Origin of the sequence: Microbacterium sp. NPDC088619 (genome assembly GCF_044752825.1) — a bacterium.
Taxonomy (GTDB): domain Bacteria; phylum Actinomycetota; class Actinomycetes; order Actinomycetales; family Microbacteriaceae; genus Microbacterium.
In genome coordinates this window covers 609753-636304 of the sequence record NZ_JBIVLZ010000002.1, presented here as the reverse complement: position 1 = coordinate 636304, position 26552 = coordinate 609753, and the positions used below count along the sequence as shown (strand labels likewise).

Genomic DNA, 26552 nt, shown 5'->3' with positions numbered 1-26552 from the left:
ATGCGGCGAAGGAATCCGAGCGCAGGGGGTTGACTTCGGTCAGCTGCGCACCCGTCTGGGCGGCTGGTCCATCGCGGACCGCGAGGTCTCCACATCGGCGGTTTCGCGCCGCTTCGGTCGACGTGGCGACGGCTCGGATTCCCATAAACTTCAAGGCGAAGACCCGTACACCTGAGGAGACGCCGCATGGGCAAGTTCATCTACGAGGGCAGCGTGAAGACCGAGATCGAGGATCGCGCCCTCACCCACCTGCAGCTCGTGATGACCGCCAAGCTGCGCCGCGCCGAGCCGTTCCCGTTCAGCTGGCGCGAGGACACGAGCGTCGGCGGCGGCCGCACGACGGTGTGGGTGCAGCCGGGCAGCTCCCTCGTCTTCAAGTACTTCGGCAGTCGACAGCCGTCGATCAACCGCGCCTGGGTCGAAGCCCTCGCATTCACGGCCAACGCTCCGAGCGGTCTGTATCTGGTGCCCGAGCCTCAGGAGGCTTCCGGTCCCGTCGTCGACGACGGGCCCGCCGCGCCCGCGTCCTGAGTCGGGTCCAGACCCTCGCTTCGCGCTCGGCGCCCCGCTCCTCGACCGGGGCGCCGATTGTCAACCCCCTGCCGAGGGCGTCGAGAGGCCGCGAGTCTCGATTGACGCCCGACCTGCGCCACGAACGGTGGTCGCGAGTCGCGAGGTAGAGGAGACACCATGGCAGACAGCACGCCCGACCCCCGCAGCCAGCACCGCCAGGAGGAGTTCCCCGGTCAGCAGCAGGACCAGCCGGGGCTGACCGACCAGATGCGTCCGGTTCCCGATCACGGCGAGAAGTCGTATGTCGGGCACGCGCGTCTCGAGGGTCGTCGAGCCCTGATCACCGGCGGCGACTCCGGAATCGGCCGGGCCGTCGCGATCGCCTTCGCCCGTGAGGGAGCCGACGTGGCGATCGTGCACATGCCGGAGGAGCAGTCGGATGCCGACGAGACGATCGAGCTCATCCGTGCAGAGGGGAGGCAGGGGCTCAGCCTCGCCGGAGACCTGCGCGACGAGGCCTTCGCGACCGAGGTCGTCTCCGAGACGAGGAGCGCGCTCGGCGGCCTGGACATCCTGGTGCTGAACGCCGCCTACCAGCATGACATCGACGGCTTCGAGAACCTCGAGACGGACCGCCTTCGCCGCGTGTTCGAGACCAATCTCTACGGACTGCTCTACTCGGCCAGGGCCGCCTACCCGCATCTGGAACCGGGGTCGAGCATCATCGTGACCTCGTCGGTGCAGGCCTTCGAGCCGTCGCCGAACCTCATCGACTACGCGATGACCAAGGCGGCGCAGGTCGCTTTCGTCAAGGCACTCGCCGAAGAGGCAGGAGAGCGAGGCATCCGCGTGAACGCGGTCGCCCCCGGACCCATCTGGACGCCGCTCATCCCGGCCACCGGATGGAGCGACGAGCGGGTGAAGACCTTCGGCTCCGACACGCCTCTCGGCCGGGCAGGACAGCCGGCCGAGCTCGCCGGCGCGTACGTGTACCTCGCCTCCGCCGAGTCGTCGTACACCTCGGGTGCCGTGCTCGCGGTCACCGGGGGTAAGCACCTCTGACCGCCGGAGTTCGTCGGCACCTCCCTGCGCCGTAGGCTTGCGGGGTGAAGCAGTCCGCGTCGTCCCGTCCGCTCGTGGGAGTCGTACTCGTCGTCTGCTCCTGCCTGTCGCTGCCGTTCGGGGCCGCGGTCGCGGCGCAGCTGTTCCCGGTGCTCGGCCCCTGGGGCGTGACCTCGCTGCGGGTGGCGATCGCCGCGCTGCTGCTGGTCGTCATCGTGCGCCCACAGCCACTGCGTTGGACGAGGGCGCAGTGGCTCGCGGCCGTGCTGTTCGGAGTGTCGCTCGCGGCGATGAACGGCTTCTTCTACGCGGCGATCGACCGCATCCCGCTCGGTCCCGCTGTCGCCATCGAGTTCCTCGGGCCGCTCGTGCTCGCGGCCGTGCTGACCCGGCGTCTCGCCGATGCCGCGTGGGTGGGTGTCGCGCTGCTCGGAATGGTGCTGCTCGGCGTCGACGGTCTGATCGGCGCCGAGCCGCTCGATCCGCTGGGCGTCGTGTTCATCCTGATCGCTGCGGTGTTCTGGGCGATGTACATCCGCATGAGCGCCCGGGTCGGTGCGATCATCCCCGGCAGCAGCGGGCTCGCGGTCGGACTCGTCGTCGCCGCAGTGCTGCTGATCCCGGTGGGAGTGCCCGCCGCGGTCACCGTCGCCGGCGACATGCAACTGCTGTTGCTCGCCTCGGTCACGGCTGTGCTGTCGTCGGTGATCCCCTACAGCTTCGAGCTCGCGGCGCTCCGTCGGCTGCCGCAACGGGTTTTCGGCGTGCTGCTGAGTCTCGAACCCGCCTTCGCGACCCTTGCGGGGTGGCTGATCCTCGGTCAGTCCGCGACTCCGCTCAGGATGCTCGCGATCGCGCTGGTCGTCGCCGCGAGCGTCGGCACCACGCTCGGCGTGCGGCGTCAGCGCCGCCGCGCCGATGCCGCTGCGCGAGACGACGACACCGGCACGGACGACCGCGGCGACGAGACCGGGCCGTTCACGGCGCCGATCCCGCTTCCCGAGTGACCGCCGAGACTCAGGCGCTGACCCCGGAAGGCACGGGCAGGGGGTAGCGACGACGCAGCAGCATGCGCTGCACCAGCGTCCAGACGACGGTCACGGTGAGATAGAGCGCGGCCGCGAGTGGCACGAACACGGCGAACACGGCCGTCAGATAGTGCAGCGCGCTCGTCACCCTCAGCATCGTCGGCGAGTTCAGAGGCGAATCGCCCTCGACCGGCGTCGGCCGGAAGACCCGCCGCGTGATCTCGGCCACCACGATCATCACCACGATCAGCGCGCCGAACACGAGCAGCGTCGCAGGCGTCGCGGTGCCGCCGAAGACCGCCGAGACGAGGCTCGTTCCCAGCGGAGCGCCGAACAGGTCGTGCGTGAGCAGGTCGTTCGGGTGCCCGGCGATCTCGGGGTGGATGAACAGCGTGTACAGGATGCCGACCACCGGCGCCTGGGCGAGGACCGGCAGCATGCCCGCGAACGGGGACGTGTTCTCGGAGCGGTAGAGCTCGAGCATCTCCTTCTGGAGGCGTTCCGGGTTCTTCTTGTGTCGGCGCTGCAGCTCGCGCAGCCGGGGCGCGAGGCGGGCCCTGGTCTGTTCGGCCTTCGCCTGCGAGATGCCGACGGGAATCAGCAGGGCTCGCACGAGAAGCGTCACGAGCACCACGGCGAGGGCTGCGGCAGATGCTCCGGCGAGGGGCTCGAGCAGAGCGGAGAGCCCGGCGAGCGCGCCGTACGCCGCATCGAGCAGAAAGGTCAGGGGTGGGAAGGCGAAGATGTCCATGGAAGTCCGTTCGTGTGTCGGGAAGGGTCGGCGAAGCCGCGCAGTCCCGTACGAGGACGGACTACGCGGGAACGGCGACTCCCGGCGCACGAGGGCGCGGGTGACCGGCGGCGTCAGGATCGCTCTGGGCGAGCAGAGTCGAGACGTCGATCGCCCGGAGCGGGTGCACAGCGGTGCTCGGCGAGGGCGGTGCGAGGCTCAGCGCGACGACGATCGTGAGCGTCGTGAGGGCGATCACGGCGATCGCGAGACCGAGCGCTGCGGCATCAGGCATCGCGATGATCCCGAGCGCGGACGCGATGAAGCCGAGCATCTGCCCGAACCACTCGCTCATGCGCGCCTCCTGATCCCTCCCGCCGAGGTTATCACCGGCATCCGAGCGCGGGATCGGTCGCGCGGCTCGCCGCGAGGCGGGGGAGCGGAGATAGCCTCGAGACATGACTGATCTGCGTGCGCTGCTCGGCATCGAACACCCCATCCTCCTCGGTCCGTTCGGCGGACTCTCGTCGGTCGCGCTCACCGCGGCCGTCAGCGACGCGGGGGGACTGGGCGGCTACGGGCTGTACGGCTACGACGGCGACCGCATCCGTGCGACGGTCGCGTCCCTGCGGGAGGCGACCTCGCGACCGTTCGCCGTGAACATCTGGCTGCCGACCGGCGACGAGGTCGAGCCGAACCCGCAGCACACCGTGTTCGCGCAGGCGCTGCAGCCGTTCTACGACGCCGTCGGCCTCGAGGTGCCTGCGCGCCCCGAGCGGTACCTGCCACCGCTCGAGGAGCAGCTCGATGCGATCTGGGAGGCCGCGCCACCCGTGCTCAGCACGGTCTTCGGGGTTCCGTCCGGGGCCGTCGTCGACGAGGCGCACCGCCGCGGCATCCGTGTCGTGGGAACCGCGACGACCGTGGCCGAAGCCGTCGCGCTCGCGGACGCAGGGGTGGATGCCGTCGTCGCGACCGGCTTCGAGGCCGGCGGCCACCGGGTGTCGTTCCTCCGTCCGGCCGAGGAGTCGCTCGTCGGGACCTTCGCGCTCGTGCCGCAGGTCGTCGATGCCGTGGATATCCCGGTCATCGCGGCCGGCGGCATCGCCGACAGACGCGGGGTCGCCGCCGCGTTCGCGCTCGGGGCCTCGGCCGTGCAGGTCGGCACAGCCTTCCTCGCGACCGCGGAGTCGGCGGCGAACCAGGCGCATCGCGACGCCATCCGCGCCACGCCTGCCGACGGCACCGTGCTCACGAAGGCGATGAGCGGGCGCCTCGCCAGGGGTGCCCGAAACCGGGTCGTCCGTGCGATCGAGGCCGGCGGCATGATCGCCCCGTTCCCGATGCAGAACTGGCTCACCGGCCGATTCCGCGCGGCAGCGGGCGAGCAGAACCTCGGTGAGCTGCAGTCGCTGTGGATGGGCCAGGGGGCACCGCTCGCCGACTATCCGACGGCGGCCGAGGCCTTCGCCGAGATGCTCGCCGGGGCGCCGCAGAAGCCCTGACTCAGAGGATGACGGTCGAGCGGCCGTGCACGATCACGCGGTCCTCGGCATGCCACTGCACGGCCCGCGCGAGCACCAGGCGCTCGACGTCGGCGCCGCGGCTCTGCAGATCGGCCGCCGACTCGGAGTGCGTGACGCGGGTCACGTCCTGCTCGATGATCGGACCCTCGTCGAGGTCGGCCGTCGCATAGTGCGCGGTCGCGCCGATCAGCTTCACGCCGCGGTCCTTCGCGCGGGCATACGGGTTTGCCCCGATGAACGCCGGCAGGAAGGAGTGGTGGATGTTGATCACCGGAGCGTCGAGGCCGGTGATGAAGTCATCGGTCAGGATCTGCATGTACCGGGCGAGCACGACGAGATCGACGTTCCCGCGGAGGAGCTCGAGCTGACGCTGCTCCATCGCCTGCTTGTCCCCCGAGGGGATGTGCACGAACGGCACGCCGAACGAGCGCACCGACTCCGCCAGATCCGGATGATTCGAGACGACCATCGTGATGTCGATGTCGAGCTGGCCGCGCTGGGTGCGCCACAGCAGCTCCATCAGGCAGTGGTCGTACTTCGACACGAAGATCGCGACACGCTTGCGTCGTGCGGTGTCGTGCAGCGACCACTCCATGCCGAACCGGTCGCCGACCTGCGCGAGATCGGCTTCGAGAACGATGCGGGCGGCCGACAGGCCGGGCAGGTGGATCACGGTGCGCTGGAAGAACCGACCGCCCTCGGAGTCGGTCGAATGCTGGTCGAGCGAGATGATGTTCGCGCCGTGCGCTGCGAGCACTCCGGCGACCGCGGCGACGATGCCGGGCTGGTCGTCGCAGGCGATGAGCAGGCGGGCGGTGTCGGGCTGAGACATGGGGGCTCCTCGGGGGTGTGCATCGATTCTGCCGTGGATGCGACCACCGGGCGAATCGCGGGCGCACTCTCGCTACTCTGAGACTGTGAACGCGGGCGATCTCGGACTGGTGCTCATCCCGCTGCTCGCCGTGGCAGCGCCGCTGCTGGCGCGCGGCATCCGCCCCGTCATCCGCGTGCCGATCATCGTGTTCGAGCTCGTGCTCGGGATTCTCGCAGGGCCGGCCGTGCTCGGCTGGGTCGAGCCGACGCCCATTCTCGAGAAGCTCAGCGACTTCGGTCTCGCGATGCTCTTCTTCATCGCGGGGTCCGAGATCGACTTCCGGGCCGTCTCGGGGCGACCGCTCGTGCGGGCCTCGACCGGCTGGGGCATCAGCGTCGTGCTCGGGATCGCGATCGGGTTCTTCCTCGCACCGGGTGAGGGGATGGTCGTGATCGCCATCGCCCTCAGCTCCACGGCACTCGGCACGCTGATGCCGATCCTCAGGGATGCGAAAGAGACGGACACCCCGTTCGGTCGTGCCGTCACCGTGATCGGAGCCGTCGGCGAGTTCCTCCCGCTGATCGCGATCTCGCTCTTCCTCAGCACGCGCACGACGCCGATCGCCGCGGCGGTGCTGCTCACGTTCGTGGTGCTCGCCGGCCTCGCCGTGCTGATGGCTCATCGGATGCCGCACGGGCGGCTGCACTCGTTCGTACGCGCGACGCTGCACACCTCCGACCAGTTCGGCGTGCGCTTCGTGCTGCTGCTCATCGCGGCGCTGGTCGGCCTCAGCGTGATGCTCGATCTCGACATGCTCCTCGGCGCATTCGTCGCGGGAGCCGTGTGGCGGATCATCATGGCCCGTGCGCCGAAGAAGGACGCCGAGGCGATGGAGACCAAGCTCGAGGCCATCGCGTTCGGGCTGCTCGTGCCGATCTTCTTCCTCTACACCGGCGTGAACTTCGACCTGCAGGCGCTCACCGGTTCGTCGTCGGCGATGCTGATGCTGCCCCTGTTCCTCGTCGCGCTGCTGGTGCTCCGCGGCACCACCGCGCAGCTCTCGGCTCCTGCCGGTGCGAGCGTCAGGGACCGCACGGCGCTGGGGCTGCTGGCCGCCACGGGCCTGCCGATCATCGTCGCCGTGACGGCGATCGGTGTGGACCAGAAGATGATCGACACCGGCACGGCCGCGGCGCTCGTCGGCGCCGGGATGCTGTCGGTGCTGCTCTTCCCGCTGATCGGCATGCTGATCCGTGGAGATGCGGCGCGTCTGGTCGATCCCCGGCTCGTTCGCGCGACACCCCAGGGAGAGCTGTGACGACGGCAACCGCGCTCGTCGCCGACACCGTGCGCGCGCTCTCAGGCCAGCCCCGGGAGGGACTCGGCGAAGAGCGGGACTCACGGTGGCGCGGGCGCCGCATCGTGCGGGTGGGCGAGGCATGGCACCTCGGAGTGCTGCTGCTCACCGAGACGCATGCTCTGGCGACTGCCGAGGTGCTGCGCGCTGCCGACCCCGGCCGCCGCGGCTACACGGCCGAGTCCGCGCGCGAGCGCGCCGAGCGACGAGCGCTGGCGCTGCGGGGCGGATTCGACGAGGGCGACGTCGTGCACGTCGGGTGGTCGGTGATCGACCTCGCCGCCGTGGATTCGGGTGGCGCATCAGGCCCGCTCGCGACGATCGACTCCGTGCCGTCGGTGCGGTGGAGCAGCGCCGGCGGATGGATGCCGCTCGAGGCATACCTTCGTGAACGCGTGGACCTGCTGCGCGGCTGATGCCCGACGGCACGCCTGCGCGCGTGAGGCCGCGGTGTCAGGCTGCGGTGTCAGGCTGCTCTGTCAGGCCGCGGCGAACGTCTGCGCGAAGCGGCGCAGCAGGGCCGCGCCCTCCGTCACCGATGCCGACAGCACCTGCCCCTGCACGACGTCGAACTCGTCGGGGTCGAAGTATCCCGTCGTGCGGTAGAACGTCATCCGGTCGGCGAAGTCCCTGGGCGTGGGCTCGGGGTGGAACTGCGCCGTGTAGAGATGCGTGCCGACCCGGTAGGCCTGCACCGGGCAGGTGTCGTTCGTGGCGAGCAGCACCGCACCCTGCGGCAGAGCTGCGGCGCTCTCCTTGTGGGCGGTGAAGACCGTGAGAGCGGGGGAGCTCGGACCGAACACCGGATCCGCCGCGCCGGCCTCGGTCGTCTCGATCACGGTGGCGCTGGCCGACTCCGGGGTGTCCGACGTGACCTCGCCGCCCAGCATCCGCGTCACCACGCCGATGCTGAAGCAGGTGAAGAACGCCGCGATCCTGCGTTCGATCGCCAGCCGGGCGATGTGCTCGAGATCGGCTTCGACGCGGAGCTGCACCGAAGACTTCTCGGCGTCGCTCACGTTGAAGGGCGAGCCCCCGACGACGACGCCGCTGTATCGCGAGAGGCGGGCGGGGTCGAGCGGTTCGGTGAGCAGGTCGAGGCGGTCGACGACGTCGACGCCGAGCGCCCGTCGGAACGAAGCGTGCTCGGCGTCGGCCGCCCCGAGCTCGGGGCGCACACAGACGTAGAGAAGCGAGACCACCACGAGAGTCTAACGACGACAGGAGGGGGTCGCCGTCACCGCCGTCATCGAGAGGTCACGCTCGAGTCATCGTGACGAGTTGGATGTGCGACCGCGCACGATTCCGATGAACGTCTCGACATCGGGGGTCGTGTGGTCGCGGCGCCAGGCCAGGGCGACCGTCGACGTCGGTCCGTCGACCAGGCGGCGGTGGTCGACGTCCTTGCGGTGGTGCAGACGCGCGAGAGACATGGGGACGACCATGATCCCGGTTCCGGCGGCAGCAGTCGCGATCCCCTCCGAGACCGGCATCGGTGCGAAAGCGGGGACGAGGGCACCGGGGATGTCGATCGGACCCAGAGGATCGTCGGTGGGGGTCATCACGATCTCGCCCGCGAGGTCTGCGATGCTCAGCTCGTCCGCGGCGAGCAGGTGAGAGTCGATGGAGGCGACCACGACGGGCACTTCGTCATAGAGCGTGATGACGTGCAGGTTCTCGTCGGTCAGCGGCAGGCGCACCAGCGCGGCGTCGAGATCATCGAGCGCCGCGTTCTGATCGGCGACCTGCACGGGCACGAGTTCGACGGGCACGTGCGGCATCCGCTGCTTCCAGGCGTCGATCCACCTGCCGGGCGTGGCTCCGGGCACGACGCCCAGCCGGAACGTGCGCGGCTCCTCGGACTCGGCCTCCGGCGCATCGAACACGACCTTGGCGGTCTTCTTCGGGGGCTTCGGTGCAGGGAAACGCTGCGCCGGTGCCGCCCTGTTGCGTCGCACGGGCGAGCCTTTGCCGGCACGCCCTGCCGGTCGTCGTCCCTGAGTCGCCATGTGCTCCAGGGTACCCGGAGGATGCGGTGAGGCGGCCGGAGGCCGGGTCGCTGATCAGGCCGCGAGCCACAGCCCCTTGGGGTCGGTGGCGACCGTCAGCCCTGCGGCGACCGTCTCGTCGTCACCGATGCGAGCACCGCGCACGATGCGAGCACCTGCCCCGACTTCGGTGCGGACGCCGATGTGCGCGCCGTCGCCGACGGCGGCGCCCTGGCCGATGTGCGCGTGCGCGTCGACGTGCGCACCCTCGCCGATCACGGCATCCGGTTCGATCCATGCGCCGCGGGCGATGGTCGCCCCGGCGCCGATGCGCGCACCGGGTTCGATGTAGGCGCCCGCTTCGATGTGCGCCTTCGGATGGACCTTCGCGCCGTGCGCGACGAGACCGCGACCGTTGGCGTGCTTGCGGTATCGCAGCGTGGCGCCCTGGTCGTTCTCGATGTCGACGTAGTTCTTACCCACGATTCCTCCCCGTGCTCCGGAGTTCTCCGGATATATCAATAACCACGGGGGTGCGTGATTCATTCCCGAGCATGGATGCGGGTCATCGCTGACACACGGGGCACCAGAAGGTGATGCGCTCGCGGGTCGGATCCGCGCCCAGCTCGCCGCGTTCTATGAGCGTTCCACAGCGGCGGCAGGGCTTGCCGGAGCGGCCGTAGACCCATGTTCCCTGACCGGGCCGATCGACTCCGGTGAAGGTGCGGTGGCGGCGATCGCGGTTGGTTCGGATCGTGCGCACACCGAGGTCCAGCAGCGCAGGCACGTCGACCTCCGGCGCGGGGGTGGTCGGCAGGATCCCGCGCAGGAACAGGAGTTCGGCGGCGTACTCGTTGCCGAACCCCGCGACGTTGCGCTGATCGAGCAGGGCGACGTGGATGCTGCGGACGTCGGCGCCGACGCGTCTGGCGGCCTCTGCGGCGTCCCAGTCGGGGCCGAGGGGATCCGGCCCGAGGTATCCGACGAGCTCGTCTTCATCGCGGGTCGGCACCACCTCGATCTCGGCCAGGTCGATGCCCACCGCCTCGCGCTGTGCGGTGCCGACGATCGCGCGCACCTTGAACGCCGGATGCCGCCATCTCTCACCTGCCCGATAGACCAGCCAGGCGCCGTCCATGCGCAGATGGGAATGCAGTGTGCTGTCGCCGATGCGCAGCAGCAGGTGCTTGCCTCGGGCGATCGAGGCGATGATCGGCTGACCCGTGAGATCAAGGGTCGCGAAGCGCGGCACGCGGAGGTCGAAGCGCGTCACCTCGGCGCCGACCAGCGCCTCGTCGAGACGTCTGGCCGCGCGGAAGACGGTGTCGCCCTCGGGCATCAGACGCGCCCGGATCCGGCGGGTGGTGGCAGGGGCGCGGAGACGCTGCCGGGAGCGGGCGGCGCGGGCGGCGCGGGATGCGCGGGATGCAGCGGATCCGGCTGCATCGGCGTGTGCTGCGGCAGCGGCGTGCGCTCCAGCATGGTGCGGGCGAGAGTCGTGGCGCCTGCGACGGCGGCGGGCATCACGGCGACGGCGCCACCGGGGATCAGGAAGCACAGCTGCGTCGCCACGCCGAATCCGAGCACTCGTGCCCGGCTGCCGCGGAACAGCACGGCACGGTCTGCGGGGGTGAGATCGCGGGCGTCGAAGGCCCGCGCCGTGAGCTCGCGTGCGAGCATCCGCCCCGACAGCACGACGCCGCCGACCGCCGCGAGGACTCCGCCTACGAGGGGGATGAGGCCGAGCAGCAGCACGAGGATCGCGATCAGGATGCCGAGGAGCACCAGCCGCAGGCCCTCGCCGACCGCCATCCAGAATCCACCGCCGTCGGATGGCGGCGCATCGCCGAGGTCGGCCTCGACGGCCCGCCAGATGCGCTGGTAGAACGGGTCGCCGATCGCCAGGGCGAGTGCGCTGAACACTGCGCTCGCGAGAGCGAGGGCGGCGACGAAGATCACGATGCCGACAGCAGCTCTGAAGGCGGATCGCCAGGCGGGGATCCAACCGTCGGCGAAGGGCGTCAGGGCGTCGGAGATCGGCGCGAGCGACAGCGCGAGCGGAACGAGACCGGCGAGCAGCACGAGCGCCGCGATGAGGCCGGGCAGGAGTCCGAGGGCCATCAGGCCGGGGCGACGTCGCCAGGTGCCGAAGCCGCGCAACAGAGTGCGGATGCCGTAGACGAATTCCCCGATCATGGATCCAGCCTAGGAGGAGAGATCATGGCGTCGCTCAGATCGCCTTGCGCAGGGTGTAGCCGCGCGGCGTCGCGACGAACCCGGCGTCTTGCAGGGCCAGGGCGAGCTCGGTGCCGTAGACGCCTTCGCCGTTGACCTTCTCGACCGTGAGGGTGTCGAGTCGGCGCGCACGGGCCGTCGCGGCGAGGTCGGATGCCGCGGCTCGCAGCACCTCGGAGTCGTCGGTGAAACACAGCACCGTGCGTCCACCCCGTTCGAGGTAGAGCACGAGCGAACCGTCGACGATCACCACCAGGCCGCCGGCCTTGCGTCCAGGGCGATGCGAGACCTCATCGCGCTTGGGCCAGCCGAGAGCCGCGCCATAGGGGTTGGCGGGGTCGGTCGCGGCGAGCGTGACGGCGTTGCGCGGAGGCGGATCGGCGAGCCCGGCGAACGTGCGCAGGCGATCGACGGTGGCGGATGCCGCGAACTGCGCCGCTCCGAGTCGTTCGATCACGTAGCCGCGGCGGCAGTGCCCCGCCTCTTCGAATCCGGCGAGCACCCGGTAGGTCTGGGCGAAGCCGCCTGGCACGCCCTCGGCCTGCACCGCGCCTCGTGTGACGACGCCGTAGCGGTCGAGGAGCAGCCCCGCGGTGACGGTCGCGCGTCGAGCGGCATCCGTGTCGACCGAGGGGAGCAGCGACCAGCGTCCGCCGATCGACGAGGGGCGAGGCGCCGTGCGGGCGAGCGACATGCCCCGGTAGGTGCGCGTGCGCGGGGCGCGTCGGGTCACGCGGTGGGCCTGCGATCCTCCGGCCAGCAGCGATCGGATCGGCGCGAATGTGTCGTTCGTCACTCGCCCTGCCCAGGTCAGCGACCACAGCGCCTCGAGCACCGACTGCTCGTTGTCGGCACCGGCCATGTCTTTCAGCTGGCCCGCGAAATAGGCTCCGCCTGCGTCGAGTGCCGCCAGAACGCGTGCCTCGAGAGAGTCGGCGGCGATCTCTTCGTCGGGCTCTGGGAGGGTGAAGGGCGCGAGATCCGCGGGGTGCAGCGACACCCAGCCGTCACGACCGGGCAGCGTGCCGTGACCGGACCAGATGACCTCTCCCGCGGCCGTCAGCTCGTCGAGCAGGGCGGGGGAGTAGTCGCGCACGCGGGAGGGAAGCACCAGCGACTCCCAGGCGCTGGCGGGAATCGGCACGCCGGCGAACTGCTCGATCACGGCGAGCACGCCGTCGAGTCCTTCGAGGGGACGGCCGAGGTGCTGCCAGTCGGGGAGGAACCGCGCGTACGCCTCGGGAGACACCGGCTCGACGCTGCCTCGGATCGCGGCGAGCGACCGCATCCGCAGGCGACGCAGCACCTCGGTGTCGCACCATTCGGTCTCGTTGCCGGAGCCGGAGGCCTCCGGCAGGAAGTAGCCGCTGGTCAGCCTGCCCGAGTGCTCCAGCCGCTGCAGCGTGTGTCGGGCGACGGCCGCGCCCAGACCGAAGCGCGTCGCGATGGCATCCGTCGTGAAGGGTCCGTGCGTGCGGGCATATCGCGCGACGAGGTCGCCGAGGGGATCAGCCAGGGGTTCGAGGAACGCGACGGGGATGCCGGTGGGCAGCGCAGCGCCGAGCGCATCGCGCAGACGGCCGGCGTCCTCGATCGCCGCGATGCGCGTGGTGCCGGCGACGGTGACGGGGATCGCTCGGCGGGCGGCGATCAGCGCATCGAGGTGCTCGGACGCCGAGCCCGTCTCGGGATCGAGTCGCGCGTCGATCTCGGCGGCATCCATCGGACCGAGCATGCGCAGCAGGTCGGCGACGCCCTCGAGGCCCCGCGCGCGTCGTTCGGGGTCGAGTCGCTGCGCCTCGCGCTCGAACTGGGTGATGACGTCGGGATCGAGGAGCTCGCGGAGCTCGACCGTGCCGAGCAGCTCGCCGAGCAGCGCGGGGTCGACGGAGAGGGCGGCCGTCCGGCGCTCGGCAAGGGGCGAATCGCCCTCGTACATGAACGCACCCACGTAGCCGAAGAGCAGATCACGTGCGAACGGCGAGGGCTGGGACGGCTGCGTCTCGACGAGTCGGATGCGTCGGTCGGCGATCGACACGGCCAGCTTGCGCAGCGACGGCAGGTCGTACACGTCCTGCAGAACCTCGCGCAGGGTCTCCAGGATCACCGGGAACGTCGGATGCCGACGCGCGACTTCGAGCAGCTGCGCAGAGCGCTGGCGCTGCTGCCACAGCGGGGTGCGCTTGTTCGGGTTCATCCGCGGCATCAGCAGCGCGCGGGCAGCGCACTCGCGGAAGCGGGAGGCGAACAGCGCCGATCCGCCGACCTCCTGCGTGACGAGCTGCTCGAGCTCGTCGGGGTCGAACACGAAGAGCTCGGCGCCGGGAGGCTCGGCCTCGGCATCCGGGATGCGCACGATGATGCCGTCGTCGCTCGCGACCGCCGAGCCCTCGACGCCGAGGCGCTCGCGGATGCGGGCGTTGATGGCCAGGGCCCACGGCGCGTGCACCTTCATGCCGTAAGGGGAATGAAGGATGACCCGCCAGTCGCCGACCTCGTCGCGCCCGCGCTCGACCGTGAGGGTGCGGTCGGTGGGCAGGGTGCCCGTCGCCTCCCGCTGCTCGGTGAGATGCGCCATCAGATTCATCCGGGCCTGCTCGTCGAGTCCCGCCTCGATGAGTCTCTGAGCAGCCTTCTCGGGCGTCGCAGCCGATACCTCTCGCGAGAACTTGCCGAGCGCTTCGCCGAGTTCGAACGGGCGGCCGATTCCGTCGCCGTGCCAGAACGGCACCTTGCCCGGCTGGCCGTACGCGGGGATGACGTTGACCCGGTCATGCGTGATCTCGGCGATGCGCCAGCTCGTCGTGCCGAGCGTGAACACGTCGCCGACGCGCGACTCGTAGACCATCTCCTCGTCGAGCTCGCCGACGCGGGCACCTGTCGACTCCCCGGCGACGAACACGCCGAAGAGCCCGCGGTCGGGGATCGTGCCGCCGCTGGTGACGGCGATGCGCTGGGCGCCGGGGCGACCGGTCAGCGTGCCGGCGTCTCTGTCCCACACCAGACGAGGGCGCAGTTCGGCGAACTCGTCGGAGGGATAGCGTCCGGCGAGCAGATCGAGGGTCGCCTCGTAGGCCGACCGGGGGAGCGACTGGAACGGCGCGGACCGGCGCACGGTCTCGAACCACTCCTCGACGCTGATCTCACCGAGGGCACTGGCGGCGACCGTCTGCTGAGCGAGGATGTCGAGCGGATTGCGAGGGACCTGGATCGCCTCGATCTTGCCCGCCAGCATCCGCTCGGTGACGATCGCGGTGTGCAGCACGTCGCCGCGGTGCTTGGGGAACAGCGCCGCGCGGCTGATCTCGCCGACCTGGTGGCCGGCTCGACCCACGCGCTGCAGACCCGAGGCCGCCGAGGGCGGCGCCTCGACCTGGATCACCAGGTCGACCGCTCCCATGTCGATGCCGAGTTCGAGGCTGCTCGTCGCGACGACGCACCGCAGGACGCCGGACTTGAGCTCCTCCTCGACCTGGGCGCGCTGCTCCTTCGAGACCGACCCGTGGTGCGCCTTGGCGAGCACGGGGTCTGCTCCGGCGGTGGCACCCGCCTGCGCCATCATGGCTGCCGGTACGGACGCCTCGGGCAGCGCGACGCCGATGCGCTCGGAGTAGATCTCGTTGAGTCGCCCGGTGAGGCGCTCGGCGAGGCGACGCGAGTTGGAGAACACGATGGTCGACTTGTTCTGCAGGATGCGATCGACGATCGCCTCCTCGACGTGGGGCCACACGGAGCCGGTGACCTCGGTGTACTCCGCATCCGTGGCATCGCCGGCGTCTTTCGGGGCGCCTGGCGGCGGAGGCGGGTTGGTCATGTCATCCATCGGGACGACGACGCCGAGCTCGAATGTCTTCGATGCGGGCGGCGCGACGATCTCGACCGGAGCCGCGCCGCCGAGGAACCGCGCGACCTCGTCGATCGGACGCACGGTCGCCGACAGGCCGATGCGCTGCGCCGGCTCGTCGTGGCCGTGCGTGCGTCGCAGGGCGTCGAGACGCTCGAGGCTCACCGCAAGATGGGCGCCGCGTTTGGTCGCGGCGACCGCGTGCACCTCGTCGATGATGACGGTGTGCACATCGCGCAGGGTCTCACCGGCGCGACTGGTGAGCATCAGATAGAGCGACTCGGGGGTCGTGATGAGGATGTCGGGCGGATCGGAGACCAGCTTGCGGCGGTCGCTCGAGGTGGTGTCTCCCGAGCGCACGCCGACCGTCACGGAGGGGGCCTCGACGCCGAGGCGCCTGGCCGACTGTCCGATGCCGATGAGAGGGGAGCGCAGGTTGCGCTCGACGTCGACGCCCAGTGCCTTCAACGGCGAGATGTAGAGAATGCGCGTGCGCGAGGAGTCCGCGGCCTTCGCGGGCGGGGTGGGCTGCGCGGAGCGCTCGCGGAACACGCTGTCGATCGCCCAGAGGAATGCGGACAGGGTCTTGCCCGACCCTGTCGGCGCGACGACGAGGGCGTGTTTGCCGGCTGAGATCGCATTCCACGCGCCGGCCTGCGCGGGTGTGGGTTCGGGAAAGGCACCCCGGAACCAGTCTTGCGTGGCAGGGGTGAAGCGGTCGAGCACGTCGCTCATCCCTCCATCATCACCCGAGCCACCGACATCGGGGTCGGCATTGTCCGACGGTGAGGGCATGCTGTAGGCATGGCGACGCACACCACGAACTACCTGAGCACCTTCATCGAGGTCGCCGAGGACTGCCCTGTCGACCATGCCGAAGAGCCGCCGACGGGTGAGGAGCCCACGATCGCGGCTCTGCACTACCGGCTGATCGCCGAAGATCCGTATGCGCGCACCTCGGACGACGTGATCTTCGAGACCTACGCGCTGCGCAGCGGGATCGCCCCTCACGACACCGCCGCACGCGAGTCGTTCTTCTCGAAAGGGCAGCCGTGCCTGCGCTCATCGCCTCTGGGCAAGCGCTACGGGTGGGGCATCGTGCACGACGGCGAGGGGAGGGTCGCGCTCGTGCCTCGCGAGTCGGAGGACTACGCGCTGCTCGCCGCCGACCCCGCGATCACCCACACTCGGGCGATGCGGAGCCGACGGGCCTGAGCGCGGGTGCCCGAAGACACCCGCGCCCCTCACATCGCTGCGAGCGAGCCATCCGGCTGGATCTCGAGAGTGAGATCCAGATCGAGTCGCGCGAGGAACGCGTCGTCGTGGCTCACGATGAGCACCGCCCCGCGGTAGGCGCGCAACGCCTCGACGAGCTGGTCGACGGTGTCGATGTCGAGGTTGTTGGTGGGCTCGTCGAGCACCACGAGGTGCGGCGCGGGGTCGGAGAGCAGCAGTTTCGCCAGCGCCACCCGGAAGCGCTCGCCGCCTGACAGAGCTGCGACCGGACGCTCGGCGGTGGCTCCTCGGATCAGGAACCTCGCCAGGCGATTCCGCAGCTCCTTCTCGGGCACCTGCGGCGCGGCATCCGCGATGTTCTCGTATACCGACCGCTTCTCGTCGAGCCCGTCGACCCGCTGCGGCAGGTAGCCGATGCGGTCGGTGAGCGCCGTCGCCGCGAGTTGCGCTCCATGACTCCGGAGATCCTCCCCGACGGCGCGTGCAGTGGGACGTTCGGCTCCGCCCGATGCCGAATCTCCGGAGTTGTGGAGCGATCCGCCGGCGGCATCCGCCACGAGCCGTTCGAGCAGCGTCGTCTTGCCGGCGCCGTTGCGCCCGATCAGCGCGACGCGATCCGGGCCCTGGATGATCCACGAGCTCTCACCGTCGCCGATCATCGCTATGCGCCGGGAGCGTGACACCTGCGGATCCGGAAGCTCGATCTTCATCGACGCCTCCGAGCGCAGCCGCCTGCCGGCCTCGTCGAGCGCAGTGCGAGCGGCATCCTCCTTCGCGCCGACCTCCGTGCGCAGCCTGCCCGCCGACACCTCGGCCGCCATCTTGCGCCCGTGCGCCACGATCTTCGGCACGCGCTTCTCGATCTCGGCCTTCTTCGCCGTGCGAGCTCGGTGCGCGAGCTTCACCTCGGCCTCGATGCGCTGACGCTTCTCCTTCCTGAACTCCTGCTTCGCGGTGACCTCGGCCTGCCGGGCGGCCTCCTGCTCGGCGTCGAGCCACGCTCGCCATTCGGAATACGGGCCGCCGAACACACTCAGCGTCTGCGCGTACAGCTCGGCGGTGTCGTCCATCAGCTCGAGCAGAGAGAGGTCGTGGCTGACCACGATGAGTGTGTCCTTCCACGCCCCGACCATCGCCGCCAGCTTCGCGCGGGCGTCACGGTCGAGGTTGTTGGTCGGCTCGTCGAGCAACGTGATCGGCGCGCGCCGCAGACGGATGCCGGCGATCGCGACGAGCACCGCCTCGCCGCCCGACAGCTCGCCGACCGTGCGGTCGAGGAACTCGGGGGCGAGGCCGGCCTCGCCCAAGGACATCTCGGCGCGTGCCTCGATGTCCCAGTCGTCGCCGACCGCATCGAAGTGCGCCTGATCGACGTCTCCGGCACCGATCGCTCTGACCGCGTCCAGGGGAACGGCGACTCCGAGGAGATCCGCGACCCTGCGATCGACGTCGAGAGTGAGCTGCTGCGGCAGATAGGCGACCTCGCCGGTCGCCGTGACGAACCCCGAGGTAGGGGTCAGCTCGCCCGCCATCAGCCGCAGCAGCGTGGACTTGCCTGCGCCGTTGCGGCCGACGAGTCCGGTGCGGCCGGAACCGAAGGAACCCGAGACCGCATCGAGCGCGGTCGTGCCGTCCGGCCAGGTGAAGGTGAGTCGGTCGAGAGTGACCGAGGAGTGAAGAGTGGGGACTGACATGGTGTCTCCTGTCGAGTGCGAGGGTGCACTGACACCGGTCGCCCGAGGGCCCCGTCTGAGCGGGGCGCTGTCGGAGGACAGCGGGCGTGGTCTGCCGTGGAGTCGGCGATCGTCGGGTCAGCGCGCGGATGGATGAGCGCGGAGGCGACGGATCAGATCAAAGGACTTCCAGACACGGCGGACAGGACTCCACGACGATACCCGGGCGTGTCGGAACTTCGCAACCCCGGGCGTGTCGGGCTCGGGCGTCATGGTCAGGCCTTGGCGGCGCGCTCCAGCCACTTCGTGAGGAAGACGTGCACGTCGCGAAGCTCTTCCTCCGAGATGCTGTGCGTGAGTCCGGTGTAGACGCGCCCGGACAGCTCGGAATGCGCGGGCAGCCACTCTGCGGTGTGCGCGACCAGTGCCTCGGGGATCACCTCGTCGTTCGTGCCTCTGCCCCAGAACACGTGCGGTCGCGCCACGGTCAGCGCCTCATCACCCGGCAGGTCGCCTGCGGCGGCATAGCCGCTGAGCGCCACCACGGTGTCGATGCTCTGCGGGGCGAGACGCATGGCCTGCAGGGCGACGGCGGCCCCCTGCGAGAAGCCGAGCAGAGCCACCGCAGGAGCATCCGCACGTGCGTCGTCGAGCCAGCGCAGGAATGCCTCTGCCGCCAGCGTCACCGATGCGGCACTGCGGCCGTCGAGGCCCTCGATCGCATACCAGGACCGCCCGGGCATCGGCCACGGGGGTGCGAGCGGGGCGGCGACGGATGCCACGGCGATGCCGTCGGGCAGATACGGGACGAGCCCGAACAGGTCGTGCTCGTCGGCGCCGTATCCGTGCAGCAGCACCAGCAGCGGCATCCCCGCGCGGTCTTCGGTCGACCAGCGCGTGAGGAGCCCGTCGATCATCAGTTCTTCGCTCACCCGTCCATCCTGCCAGCGCCCTCCGACACGCGCAGGCGTCGATCGTCGGATCGTATCCCGGTCGTGGCCGCAAGTCGGTGTTCGGGCGAGGACGCTGCTGGTAGAAAGGAGACATGTCCGTCCGCACACCTGATCCCGATCCCGAGCCCGACGACGGCCTCGAGGGCTTCGGCTCCGCACAGCCCTCGCGCGACTCCAATCCGGGGTGGTTGAGCGAATTCGAGCTCGCAGAGGCGAGACGCCACCTGCCGATGCTCTACGTCGAGGCGATCCCGGTGCGCACCGACGGCTCAGGGCAGGTGACCGAGATCGGCATCCTGCTGCGGTCCACGCCCATGGGCGAGATGACGCGCACCATCGTCTCGGGCCGAGTCCGGTTCGGCGAGACGATCCGCGATGCGCTGTTCCGCCACGTCGAGAACGACCTCGGCCCGATGGCGTTCCCGCTGCTCCCGCCCCAGCCGCTGCCCTTCACCGTCGCCGAGTACTTCCCGATGCCCGGGGTCAGCGCCTACCACGACGACCGTCAGCACGCCGTCTCGCTCGCGTTCGTGGTGCCGGTCACCGGCACGTGCGAGCCGCGACAGGACGCGCTAGAGGTCACCTGGTTCTCGCCGGAGGCTGCGGCGTCAGACACCGTCGCCGCCGAGATGGAGGGCGGGCGCGGCACGCTCATCCGTCTGGCGCTCGCCAACCTCGGTCTGCTCCGCTAGCGGCGCAGTCACCGCATACGCGAGAGACCCACCGTCACGACTTCTGATGGTGGGTCTCTCTCGTCGGTCGCGGGCGCCGCGACCGGATTCTCAGCGCGTGGTGAGGCGCGCGAGCTCTGCGACGAACTCGTCGACGTCGGACTCCTCGGTGTCGAAGCCGCACATCCAGCGGACCTCGTTACGCGCGGCATCCCAGTCGTAGAAGCGGAACTTCTCACGGAGCTGGTCGGCGATGCCGTCCGGCAACTGCGCGAAGACGCCGTTCGCCTGGGTCGGCTGTGTGAACGAGACTCCGGCGATCTCGCCGGCAGCGATGCCGGCCTCGATCGCACCGCGCAGCCGCTGGGCCATCGCGTTCGCATGCTGGGCGTTGCGCAGCCACAGGTCGCCCTCGAGCAGAGCGATGAGCTGCGCAGAGACGAAGCGCATCTTCGATGAGAGCTGCATGTTGAACTTGCGGGAGTACTGCAGGCCTGTCGACGCCTCAGGGTTCAGCACCACGATGGCCTCTCCGAGCATGGCGCCGTTCTTCGTGCCGCCGAAGCTGAGCACGTCGACACCGGCGTCGCGGGTGAAAGCGCGCAACGGCACGTCGAGGGCAGCGGCGGCGTTCGAGATGCGTGCTCCGTCGAGGTGCAGCATCATGCCGCGTTCGTGCGCGTGGTCGGCGAGCGCGCGGATCTCATCGACGGAATACAGGGTGCCGAGCTCGGTCGACTGCGTGATCGAGACCACGAGCGGCTGCGCGCGGTGCTCGTCGCCCCAGCCCCAGGCCTCGCGGTCGACGAGGTCGGGGGTGAGCTTGCCGTCGTCCGTCGGCACGGCGAGGATCTTGAACCCGCCGATCCGCTCGGGGGCGCCGCCCTCGTCGACGTTGATGTGGGCGCTCGACGCCGCGATCACGGCACCCCAGCGCGGCAGCATGGACTGCAGGCCGGTGACGTTCGCGCCGGTGCCGTTGAACACGGGGAAGGCCTCGACGCCCTCTCCGAAGTGCGAGCGGAACACCTCCTGCAGACGCGCCGTGTAGGCGTCCTCGCCGTAGGCGACCTGGTGGCCGCCGTTCGCCGCTGCGATGGCCGCGAGGACCTCGGGGTGGACGCCGGAATAGTTGTCGCTGGCGAAGCCCCGGACGGCGGGGTCATGCTGAATACTCACCGCACAAGCCTATTGCCGGATGCCGACCCCAGATGCCGCGCTGAGGAACCCGCTCTACCGAATGTCCGAGGCCGCGCCTACCCTCTAAGCATGGAGCGCACCGCAGCGAAGACGGCCTTCGCGAACGTCCTCGTCAACACGCTCATCGCGAACGTGACGACGAGCTTCCTGTGGTTCGCGCTGACGTTCTGGGTGTACATCGAGACGCAGTCGGTGCTCGCGACCGGCATCATCGGCGGCGCCTACATGCTGTTCGTCGCCTTCTTCGCGATGATCTTCGGCACGATCGTCGATCGCAACCGCAAGCACACGGTCATGCTGCTCTCGAGCGTCATCTCGGCGGTGGCGTTCCTGATCGCGGGGGCGCTGTACGTCTGGCAGCCCGAATCGGCGCTGCTCGACCTCGGCGGTCCGTGGTTCTGGCTGTTCTCGGCGATCATCCTGTTCGGCGGGGTCATCGAGCAGCTGCGCAACATCGCGCTCTCGACGACGGTCACGCTGCTGGTGCCCGAAGACCGGCGGGCCAACGCCAACGGTCTGGTCGGCACGGTTCAGGGGCTGGCCTTCCTCGTGACGAGCGTGTTCTCGGGGCTCTCGATCGGCTTCCTCGGCATGGGGTGGACTCTGGCGATCGCGATCGGCGCGATGGCGCTGACCTTCGTGCATCTGCTCTTCATCCGCATCCCCGAGGGGACGCCGCAGCCCGACCCCGATGCCAAGAGCGCACTCGACTTCCGCGGCAGCGTGGCGGCCATCAGGCTGGCGCCCGGACTGTTCGCGCTGATCATCTTCTCGACCTTCAACAACCTCATCGGCGGCGTCTACATGGCGCTGATGGACCCCTACGGTCTCACCCTCTTCGACGCGCAGACGTGGGGGTTCGCTCTCGCGTTCGCGTCGACCGGCTTCCTCATCGGCGGTGGGCTGGTGGCGAAGTTCGGCCTCGGCCCGAAGCCGATGCGCACGCTGCTGCTCGTCGTGATCGCGATGGGCATCCTCGGCTCGGTCTTCATGCTGCGCGAGTGGTGGCCGCTCTACGTGATCGGCATGTGGATCTACATGGCTCTCGTGCCTCCCGTCGAGGCGGCAGAGCAGACGATCATCCAGAAGGTGGTGCGCTACGACAGGCAGGGGCGGGTGTTCGGTGTCGCCGCCGCGATGGAAGCTGCCGCCGCTCCGATCACGGCATTCCTGATCGCGCCGATCGCGGAGTTCCTGATCATCCCCTACATGAAGACCGCCGAGGGGCAGCAGCAGTGGGACTGGCTGCTCGGCGAGGGCGAGGCTCGGGGCATCGCGCTGATCTGCCTGTTCGCGGGCATCATCATGGTGATCGCTGCGACCCTGGCGTTCTTCACGAAGTCGTATCGCAAGCTCACCGAGCTCTACGCCAACGCGCCGGAGCAGGATCCGAGCGCTGAGGAAGCGGTGGGCGGATCCGCGACAGATGCACCGGCGCCTGTGCGGGGCCTGCCCCCAGAGGTCCCGGAAGCGCGGCGCTGAATCGGCCGCAGCGGCCAGATCAGTCGAGCGTGATGATCTGGTCGTTGAGGTCTACGGCGTCGGCGTCCCACAGGGCGAGGACTCGCGCCACGAGGGATGCCGGATCGAGAGCCTTCGCACGGAAGACGACGGATGCCGCACGCAGCGGCACATCGGCATCCCGCGCGGCCTTCGCGAAGCCCTGCGCGACCGCGCGCGTCCACGCCTCGCTCGCCCCCTTCACCGCCGCATAGTTCGCCCCGCCCGCGAGAGGGCGACCGACCGCAGTCGACGAGACGATCGCGAATCGGCCGGCACTCGAGGCGCGCAGCGCGCTGTCGAACGCGCGGCTCGTCGCGCGCACCGCGTCGAGGGCGGGAAGCAGCGCGGCGAAGTCGGCATCCGATTGGCCTGCGAGTCCGCCGCCGCCGCGCCATCCGCCGACCAGCGGGATCACGGCGTCGACGGCGCCCAGCCGCGCGGCCAGATCCGTCATCGACTCGAGGGAGGTGGCATCCGCCACCTCGACCTCGGCGCCGAGTGCTCGCAGCGGTTCCAGGCGTTCGGCCGTGCGGCCCGTCGCGATGACCCGCGCACCCGCCTCGACGAGTGCGCGTGAGAGGGCGAGGCCCGAGCCACTGGTGGCTCCGGCGAGGACGATCGTTCGATCTGTGACGCTCATGTGCTCAACTCTCGTGAAGAAACAGTTCTGCGGCCACCCCGGGCAGGAATGGCCGCAGACGCTGCGTCCGGTCGCACCACACGACCGAACCCCAGAAATGCGCGATTCGAGTCAGTCGTCGGTGCCCCGAATGCCGACGGTCGACTCGATGACCGTCTTCATCTTCTTGTCGAGGGTCTCGAAGAACATCGACAGCGGGAACTCGTCGTCCATCACGGCATCCGTATACCCCTTCGGCGCCCCGGCGAGGATCTCGTCGGACAGACCGCGGGCCCACTGCGATGCCGGGTGCGGCGTGAGTGTTCCGCGCACGAGCTCATACGCGGCAAGCCAGTGAGCGACCTTGGGGCGGTCGATCGAGTGCCAGTACAGGTCGTCGATCGCATCGCCCAGAGCCACGACGGCATCCGGCACGTTGTCCCAGTCGAATGCGAGAGCGGTGTCTGTCCAGTGCAGGACCCCGCGCTGGTGCAGCCAGGCGAACAGCAGCTGTCCGCCGACGGCGTCGTAGTTGCGCGTGCGGGTGCCGGTGATCGAGAAGCGGAAGATCCGGTCGAAGATCACCGCGTACTGCACGAGGTGCGCGTAGTCGTGCATCTCCTGTTCGGTCTCGGTGAGCCGTTCACCCGCGGCGATGCGGGCCGCGAGCGCGCGCTCGATGGTCACCGACTCGCGGAACGCCGTCATGTCGCAGCGCATCTCCTCGAGCGAGTAGAGGAAGAACGGCATCCGCTGCTTGATCATGAACGGGTCGAAGGGCAGGTCGCCGCGCATGTGGGTGCGGTCGTGGATGATGTCCCACATGACGAAGGTCTTCTCCGCCATCTGCTGGTCGTCGAGCATCGCGCTCGCCCGCTCCGGCAGGTCGAGGTTGGTGATCGCGGCGGCGGCGCGGGTGACCCGGCGGTACCTGGCGGCCTCGCGATCCTGGAAGATCGCGCCCCACGTGAACGTCGGGATCTCGCGCATCGCGACCGTCTCGGGGAACAGCACGGCCGAGTTCGTGTCGTAGCCGGGCGTGAAGTCGACCAGACGCAGCGAGACGAACAGCTTGTTTCCGTAGTCGCCGGCCTCGAGGGCGGCGATGAACTCCGGCCAGATCGTCTCCACGATGAGCGCCTCCACGAGGCGGTCGCTCGACCCGTTCTGCGTGTACATCGGGAAGACGACGAGGTGGCGGATGCCGTCGATCCGGTGCTGCTGCGGCTGGAACGCCATCAGCGAATCGAGGAAGTCCGGCACGCCGAAGCCTTCGGCTACCCAGCGGTCGAAGTCGACGATCGACGCGGCGAGGTACTCGGCGTCGTGCGGGAAGGCGGGGGCGAGAGCGCGAATGCCGGCGGTGATCGCGGCGACGAGCTCACGAGCGGCGGCGTGGTGCGCGGCATCCGGGATCGATCCGTCCTTGATCTGCATCTCGCGGATCGCGATCGCGGCGTCCTTGAGCTGGGCCCACGCTGCGGAGGATTCGGCGGTCGCTGCGTCCTCGACGACCTCGGGTTCGCCGACGATGGCCTGTACAGCGGAGCTGTTGGCGGAAATGATGGACATCGGGACCTCCGATCGGAGAGTTTGACGGAAAGATTCCTGCATATACGGAATCCTGACGATAATCTTACATCCATGGATGATTCTGTCGACCGCGCGATCCTGGCTGCCATCTCTCGAGACGGACGGGCGACGCTGTCCCAGCTGTCGGATGCCGTGGGGCTGTCGGTGTCGGCCGTGCAGTCGCGACTGCGTCGCCTCGAGACGCGCGGGATCATCACCGGCTACCGCGCGATCCTCGACCCTGAACTCGTCGGCACGCCGCTCTCGGCGTTCATCGAGATCACCCCTCTCGATCCGGCCCAGCCCGATAACGCCCCCGAGCTGCTCGAGCACCTCGACGCGATCGAGGCGTGCCACTCGATCGCCGGTGACGCGAGCTACATGCTCTTCGTGCGGGTCGCCTCGCCCCGCGCTCTGGAAGAGCTCGTGCGTGACATCCGCCTGGCGGCGAACGTCAGCACCCGCACCACTGTCGTGCTGCAGACGTATTACGAGCACCGGCCGATCATCTCGGTCGCCCCCGAAGACGAATAGAGAGCGCCGCGGGGATCACAGCTCCGCGGGGATCACAGCGCCGCGCCGATCATCGCCTCGCCGAGGGGTGTGCGCAGGTGCAGCATCCTCGCGCCGTCGCGTTCGCTCGAGACCAGACCGGCGTCGCGCAGCACGGTGAGGTGATGGGATGCCGTCGACACGGCGATCCCCGCATCCTGAGCCACCTCGGAGGTCGTGCGAGCGATGCCCGCTTCGAGCAGGATCGTCGCGCGAGCCGGGCCGAGGAGCGCGCCGAGCGACGTCGCGATCTCGCTCGCGTCGCGGGACCAGCCGGCCGTCACGCCACGCGCGGGATAGAAGAGAGTCGGCTGAGCCGGTGGTTCGGTGAGCACCATGCATCCCCACGACGACATCACCGACGGCACGAGCACCAGTCCGCTGCCGTGGCAGTCGACGACCTCGCTGTGACGGCGCAGCGAGACGCGCACGGCCCCGTCGCCCCAGGTCACCTTCGGATGGAGACCCCCGGCCATCTCTCTGATCCCCGAGGTGGCGATCACCCGCGATCGGACCGCGACGTCTGATCGCAGCAGGCGTTCGAGCTGCGGCCAGACGGGAGTGAGTGCGGCATCCCATACGTCCGACCACGCGTCCGCGATCATCGCCCGCGCGCGCTCCGGATGCTGTCGCATCTCGTGCAGTGCTCGTCGGCGTGCCCCCGTCGAACGCAGCACCATCTTGCCGAAATCGACCCGCATCGGCTCCAGCGGTGTGATGCGCAGGGCCGCGAGCTCCGCCTCCGGCGTCATGTCCCACCCCGGCGCTGCCGTGAGGAAGTCGGGCATGTAGCCGTCGTCGCCGATCACCGCGGCGAGCAGGCGGAAGCTCTCGCGAGGCAGTCGATCGCGTACGGCGCGTAGCCATCCCCACTGCAGCGGATGCTGTGCGGGGCGCAACAGCACCCGCACGGCGTGGGCGAGCTCATGCCCGGGGGAGATGCCGAACCGCACCGCCTGGATGTCGCCGGGGCTCAGATGGAACTCCACGCGGTGGTCGGGATGCTCGACGCCCTCGCGTGGCGAGCCGGCACCTGCACCAACGGAGTTTCGATCCACATCGAAACTCTAGGACGCGGGTCCGGGCCTGTCGAGACTGGGCTCATGAACACCACGTCATCCGCTCTCGAAGCCGTCGCCGCCGCGGACATCCGCATCGGCACCGGGCGCAGTCGCAGGTTCGTCGGTGCAGATCACGGTGCGGGGATCTCGTACTTCTACGTCGAGAACCAGCCCGGCGACGGCCCAGGCCTGCACTGGCATCCCTACCCCGAGACCTGGGTGGTGCTCGAGGGCACGGCGCGGATCACGGTCGGCGATGCCACGATCGTCGCCTCGGCAGGCGACACCGCCACAGGCCCGGCCTTCGTGCCACACTGCTTCACGAACGTCGGCGAGGGGATGCTGCGCATCATCGGCATCCATGCGTCGGCGACGATCATCCAGACTTTCCTCTCCGACGACTGAACCACCACAC

Annotated in this window: 26 protein-coding genes; 11 read left to right on the top strand and 15 right to left on the bottom strand. The window is 69.7% G+C overall.

All coding sequences use genetic code 11. The features are described from left to right. Positions 1 to 186 precede the first annotated feature (186 nt). The 3 genes from ACIP5T_RS17645 (at position 187) to ACIP5T_RS17635 (ending at position 2582) form a co-directional block, all read left to right on the top strand. A complete protein-coding gene (locus tag ACIP5T_RS17645) occupies positions 187 to 531 on the top strand; it encodes an ATP-dependent DNA ligase (RefSeq protein ID WP_400866357.1) in 345 nt (114 codons plus the stop codon). Positions 532 to 690: 159 nt separating this feature from the next. Further along, positions 691 to 1575: an SDR family oxidoreductase gene (locus ACIP5T_RS17640; protein ID WP_400866355.1), complete on the top strand. Its 885-nt coding sequence runs from the start codon at positions 691 to 693 to the stop codon at positions 1573 to 1575. Positions 1576 to 1619: 44 nt separating this feature from the next. Beyond that, complete coding sequence (locus ACIP5T_RS17635; protein WP_400866352.1) at positions 1620 to 2582, top strand: EamA family transporter; 963 nt, start codon at positions 1620 to 1622, stop codon at positions 2580 to 2582. A gap of 10 nt (positions 2583 to 2592) precedes the next feature. Here the strand turns inward: ACIP5T_RS17635 and ACIP5T_RS17630 are convergent, their stop codons facing one another. Both ACIP5T_RS17630 and ACIP5T_RS17625 read right to left on the bottom strand, forming a co-directional pair. Further along, positions 2593 to 3354 carry a YidC/Oxa1 family membrane protein insertase gene (locus ACIP5T_RS17630; RefSeq protein WP_400866349.1) on the bottom strand — a complete coding sequence of 254 codons (762 nt, stop codon included), beginning with the start codon at positions 3352 to 3354 and terminating at the stop codon, positions 2593 to 2595. 61 nt (positions 3355 to 3415) lie between these two features. Then, a complete protein-coding gene (locus tag ACIP5T_RS17625; protein WP_400866348.1) occupies positions 3416 to 3688 on the bottom strand; it encodes a DUF6412 domain-containing protein in 273 nt (90 codons plus the stop codon). A gap of 103 nt (positions 3689 to 3791) precedes the next feature. On the opposite strand from ACIP5T_RS17625, the gene ACIP5T_RS17620 reads away from it, so the two are divergent. Continuing rightward, positions 3792 to 4838, top strand: coding sequence for an NAD(P)H-dependent flavin oxidoreductase (locus ACIP5T_RS17620; protein ID WP_400866346.1), 1047 nt, complete (start codon positions 3792 to 3794; stop codon positions 4836 to 4838). A 1-nt stretch (position 4839) separates the two neighbouring features. Here ACIP5T_RS17620 and purU read toward each other — a convergent pair whose 3' ends face one another. Further along, positions 4840 to 5691 carry a formyltetrahydrofolate deformylase gene (gene purU / locus ACIP5T_RS17615; RefSeq protein ID WP_400866344.1) on the bottom strand — a complete coding sequence of 284 codons (852 nt, stop codon included), beginning with the start codon at positions 5689 to 5691 and terminating at the stop codon, positions 4840 to 4842. An 85-nt stretch (positions 5692 to 5776) separates the two neighbouring features. Between purU and ACIP5T_RS17610 the strand changes: the two genes are divergently transcribed. Together ACIP5T_RS17610 and ACIP5T_RS17605 are read left to right on the top strand one after the other, a co-directional pair. Next, positions 5777 to 6991, top strand: coding sequence for a cation:proton antiporter (locus tag ACIP5T_RS17610; RefSeq protein WP_400866341.1), 1215 nt, complete (start codon positions 5777 to 5779; stop codon positions 6989 to 6991). Then, positions 6988 to 7446: a glutaminase gene (locus tag ACIP5T_RS17605; RefSeq protein WP_400866339.1), complete on the top strand. Its 459-nt coding sequence runs from the start codon at positions 6988 to 6990 to the stop codon at positions 7444 to 7446. The genes ACIP5T_RS17610 and ACIP5T_RS17605 overlap by 4 nt, the downstream gene beginning before the upstream one ends. Before the next feature lie 63 nt (positions 7447 to 7509). Here the strand turns inward: ACIP5T_RS17605 and ACIP5T_RS17600 are convergent, their stop codons facing one another. From ACIP5T_RS17600 to ACIP5T_RS17575, 6 genes are all read right to left on the bottom strand, one after another. Continuing rightward, positions 7510 to 8232 (bottom strand): GMP synthase, encoded by a 723-nt coding sequence (locus ACIP5T_RS17600; protein WP_400866336.1) that lies wholly within the window; start codon positions 8230 to 8232, stop codon positions 7510 to 7512. 66 nt (positions 8233 to 8298) lie between these two features. Next, positions 8299 to 9039 carry a LysR substrate-binding domain-containing protein gene (locus ACIP5T_RS17595; protein WP_400866334.1) on the bottom strand — a complete coding sequence of 247 codons (741 nt, stop codon included), beginning with the start codon at positions 9037 to 9039 and terminating at the stop codon, positions 8299 to 8301. Between the two features lie 54 nt (positions 9040 to 9093). After that, positions 9094 to 9501: a DapH/DapD/GlmU-related protein gene (locus ACIP5T_RS17590; RefSeq protein ID WP_053097570.1), complete on the bottom strand. Its 408-nt coding sequence runs from the start codon at positions 9499 to 9501 to the stop codon at positions 9094 to 9096. Positions 9502 to 9583: 82 nt separating this feature from the next. Beyond that, positions 9584 to 10357, bottom strand: coding sequence for a DNA-formamidopyrimidine glycosylase family protein (locus ACIP5T_RS17585; protein WP_400866330.1), 774 nt, complete (start codon positions 10355 to 10357; stop codon positions 9584 to 9586). Continuing rightward, complete coding sequence (locus ACIP5T_RS17580) at positions 10357 to 11214, bottom strand: EI24 domain-containing protein (protein WP_400866328.1); 858 nt, start codon at positions 11212 to 11214, stop codon at positions 10357 to 10359. Before ACIP5T_RS17580 ends, ACIP5T_RS17585 begins: the two co-directional genes overlap by 1 nt. A gap of 34 nt (positions 11215 to 11248) precedes the next feature. After that, complete coding sequence (locus ACIP5T_RS17575; protein WP_400866325.1) at positions 11249 to 15832, bottom strand: ATP-dependent helicase; 4584 nt, start codon at positions 15830 to 15832, stop codon at positions 11249 to 11251. A 69-nt stretch (positions 15833 to 15901) separates the two neighbouring features. Between ACIP5T_RS17575 and ACIP5T_RS17570 the strand changes: the two genes are divergently transcribed. Then, positions 15902 to 16312, top strand: coding sequence for a DUF6157 family protein (locus tag ACIP5T_RS17570; RefSeq protein ID WP_400866322.1), 411 nt, complete (start codon positions 15902 to 15904; stop codon positions 16310 to 16312). 29 nt (positions 16313 to 16341) lie between these two features. Here ACIP5T_RS17570 and ACIP5T_RS17565 read toward each other — a convergent pair whose 3' ends face one another. Together ACIP5T_RS17565 and ACIP5T_RS17560 are read right to left on the bottom strand one after the other, a co-directional pair. After that, positions 16342 to 18027 (bottom strand): ABC-F family ATP-binding cassette domain-containing protein, encoded by a 1686-nt coding sequence (locus tag ACIP5T_RS17565; RefSeq protein ID WP_400866319.1) that lies wholly within the window; start codon positions 18025 to 18027, stop codon positions 16342 to 16344. Between the two features lie 254 nt (positions 18028 to 18281). Beyond that, on the bottom strand, positions 18282 to 18938 hold the full coding sequence (locus ACIP5T_RS17560) for an alpha/beta hydrolase (protein ID WP_400866316.1): 657 nt from the start codon (positions 18936 to 18938) through the stop codon (positions 18282 to 18284). Between the two features lie 113 nt (positions 18939 to 19051). Between ACIP5T_RS17560 and ACIP5T_RS17555 the strand changes: the two genes are divergently transcribed. Next, a complete protein-coding gene (locus ACIP5T_RS17555; RefSeq protein WP_400866314.1) occupies positions 19052 to 19651 on the top strand; it encodes an NUDIX hydrolase family protein in 600 nt (199 codons plus the stop codon). Between the two features lie 90 nt (positions 19652 to 19741). Here ACIP5T_RS17555 and ACIP5T_RS17550 read toward each other — a convergent pair whose 3' ends face one another. Next, positions 19742 to 20809: a threonine aldolase family protein gene (locus ACIP5T_RS17550; protein WP_400866311.1), complete on the bottom strand. Its 1068-nt coding sequence runs from the start codon at positions 20807 to 20809 to the stop codon at positions 19742 to 19744. Positions 20810 to 20899: 90 nt separating this feature from the next. Between ACIP5T_RS17550 and ACIP5T_RS17545 the strand changes: the two genes are divergently transcribed. Then, positions 20900 to 22312: an MFS transporter gene (locus ACIP5T_RS17545; protein WP_400866309.1), complete on the top strand. Its 1413-nt coding sequence runs from the start codon at positions 20900 to 20902 to the stop codon at positions 22310 to 22312. A gap of 19 nt (positions 22313 to 22331) precedes the next feature. Here ACIP5T_RS17545 and ACIP5T_RS17540 read toward each other — a convergent pair whose 3' ends face one another. Next, entirely contained in the window at positions 22332 to 22973 is a 642-nt protein-coding gene (locus ACIP5T_RS17540; protein ID WP_400866303.1) for an SDR family NAD(P)-dependent oxidoreductase, read from the bottom strand. Positions 22974 to 23084: 111 nt separating this feature from the next. Next, entirely contained in the window at positions 23085 to 24524 is a 1440-nt protein-coding gene (locus tag ACIP5T_RS17535) for a DUF6421 family protein (RefSeq protein WP_400866300.1), read from the bottom strand. 72 nt (positions 24525 to 24596) lie between these two features. Between ACIP5T_RS17535 and ACIP5T_RS17530 the strand changes: the two genes are divergently transcribed. Then, positions 24597 to 25058 carry an Lrp/AsnC family transcriptional regulator gene (locus tag ACIP5T_RS17530; RefSeq protein WP_400866297.1) on the top strand — a complete coding sequence of 154 codons (462 nt, stop codon included), beginning with the start codon at positions 24597 to 24599 and terminating at the stop codon, positions 25056 to 25058. 32 nt (positions 25059 to 25090) lie between these two features. Here ACIP5T_RS17530 and ACIP5T_RS17525 read toward each other — a convergent pair whose 3' ends face one another. Further along, on the bottom strand, positions 25091 to 26134 hold the full coding sequence (locus tag ACIP5T_RS17525) for a DUF5937 family protein (protein WP_400866294.1): 1044 nt from the start codon (positions 26132 to 26134) through the stop codon (positions 25091 to 25093). 45 nt (positions 26135 to 26179) lie between these two features. Here ACIP5T_RS17525 and ACIP5T_RS17520 point away from each other — a divergent pair, with 45 nt between their 5' ends. Continuing rightward, a complete protein-coding gene (locus tag ACIP5T_RS17520; RefSeq protein WP_400866292.1) occupies positions 26180 to 26542 on the top strand; it encodes a cupin domain-containing protein in 363 nt (120 codons plus the stop codon). The last annotated feature ends 10 nt before the right edge of the window (positions 26543 to 26552 follow it).

Excerpts from the sequence above, each read along its gene's own strand:
- ACIP5T_RS17645 (WP_400866357.1), top strand. The coding sequence starts at position 187 with ATGGGCAAGTTCATCTACGAGGGCAGCGTGAAGACCGAGATCGAGGAT.
- ACIP5T_RS17640 (WP_400866355.1), top strand. The coding sequence starts at position 691 with ATGGCAGACAGCACGCCCGACCCCCGCAGCCAGCACCGCCAGGAGGAG.
- ACIP5T_RS17630 (WP_400866349.1), bottom strand. The coding sequence starts at position 3,354 with ATGGACATCTTCGCCTTCCCACCCCTGACCTTTCTGCTCGATGCGGCG.
- ACIP5T_RS17625 (WP_400866348.1), bottom strand. The coding sequence starts at position 3,688 with ATGAGCGAGTGGTTCGGGCAGATGCTCGGCTTCATCGCGTCCGCGCTC.
- ACIP5T_RS17620 (WP_400866346.1), top strand. The coding sequence starts at position 3,792 with ATGACTGATCTGCGTGCGCTGCTCGGCATCGAACACCCCATCCTCCTC.
- purU (WP_400866344.1), bottom strand. The coding sequence starts at position 5,691 with ATGTCTCAGCCCGACACCGCCCGCCTGCTCATCGCCTGCGACGACCAG.
- ACIP5T_RS17595 (WP_400866334.1), bottom strand. The coding sequence starts at position 9,039 with ATGGCGACTCAGGGACGACGACCGGCAGGGCGTGCCGGCAAAGGCTCG.
- ACIP5T_RS17585 (WP_400866330.1), bottom strand. The coding sequence starts at position 10,357 with ATGCCCGAGGGCGACACCGTCTTCCGCGCGGCCAGACGTCTCGACGAG.
- ACIP5T_RS17580 (WP_400866328.1), bottom strand. The coding sequence starts at position 11,214 with ATGATCGGGGAATTCGTCTACGGCATCCGCACTCTGTTGCGCGGCTTC.
- ACIP5T_RS17575 (WP_400866325.1), bottom strand. The coding sequence starts at position 15,832 with ATGAGCGACGTGCTCGACCGCTTCACCCCTGCCACGCAAGACTGGTTC.
- ACIP5T_RS17570 (WP_400866322.1), top strand. The coding sequence starts at position 15,902 with ATGGCGACGCACACCACGAACTACCTGAGCACCTTCATCGAGGTCGCC.
- ACIP5T_RS17565 (WP_400866319.1), bottom strand. The coding sequence starts at position 18,027 with ATGTCAGTCCCCACTCTTCACTCCTCGGTCACTCTCGACCGACTCACC.
- ACIP5T_RS17555 (WP_400866314.1), top strand. The coding sequence starts at position 19,052 with ATGTCCGTCCGCACACCTGATCCCGATCCCGAGCCCGACGACGGCCTC.
- ACIP5T_RS17545 (WP_400866309.1), top strand. The coding sequence starts at position 20,900 with ATGGAGCGCACCGCAGCGAAGACGGCCTTCGCGAACGTCCTCGTCAAC.
- ACIP5T_RS17540 (WP_400866303.1), bottom strand. The coding sequence starts at position 22,973 with ATGAGCGTCACAGATCGAACGATCGTCCTCGCCGGAGCCACCAGTGGC.
- ACIP5T_RS17535 (WP_400866300.1), bottom strand. The coding sequence starts at position 24,524 with ATGTCCATCATTTCCGCCAACAGCTCCGCTGTACAGGCCATCGTCGGC.
- ACIP5T_RS17530 (WP_400866297.1), top strand. The coding sequence starts at position 24,597 with ATGGATGATTCTGTCGACCGCGCGATCCTGGCTGCCATCTCTCGAGAC.
- ACIP5T_RS17520 (WP_400866292.1), top strand. The coding sequence starts at position 26,180 with ATGAACACCACGTCATCCGCTCTCGAAGCCGTCGCCGCCGCGGACATC.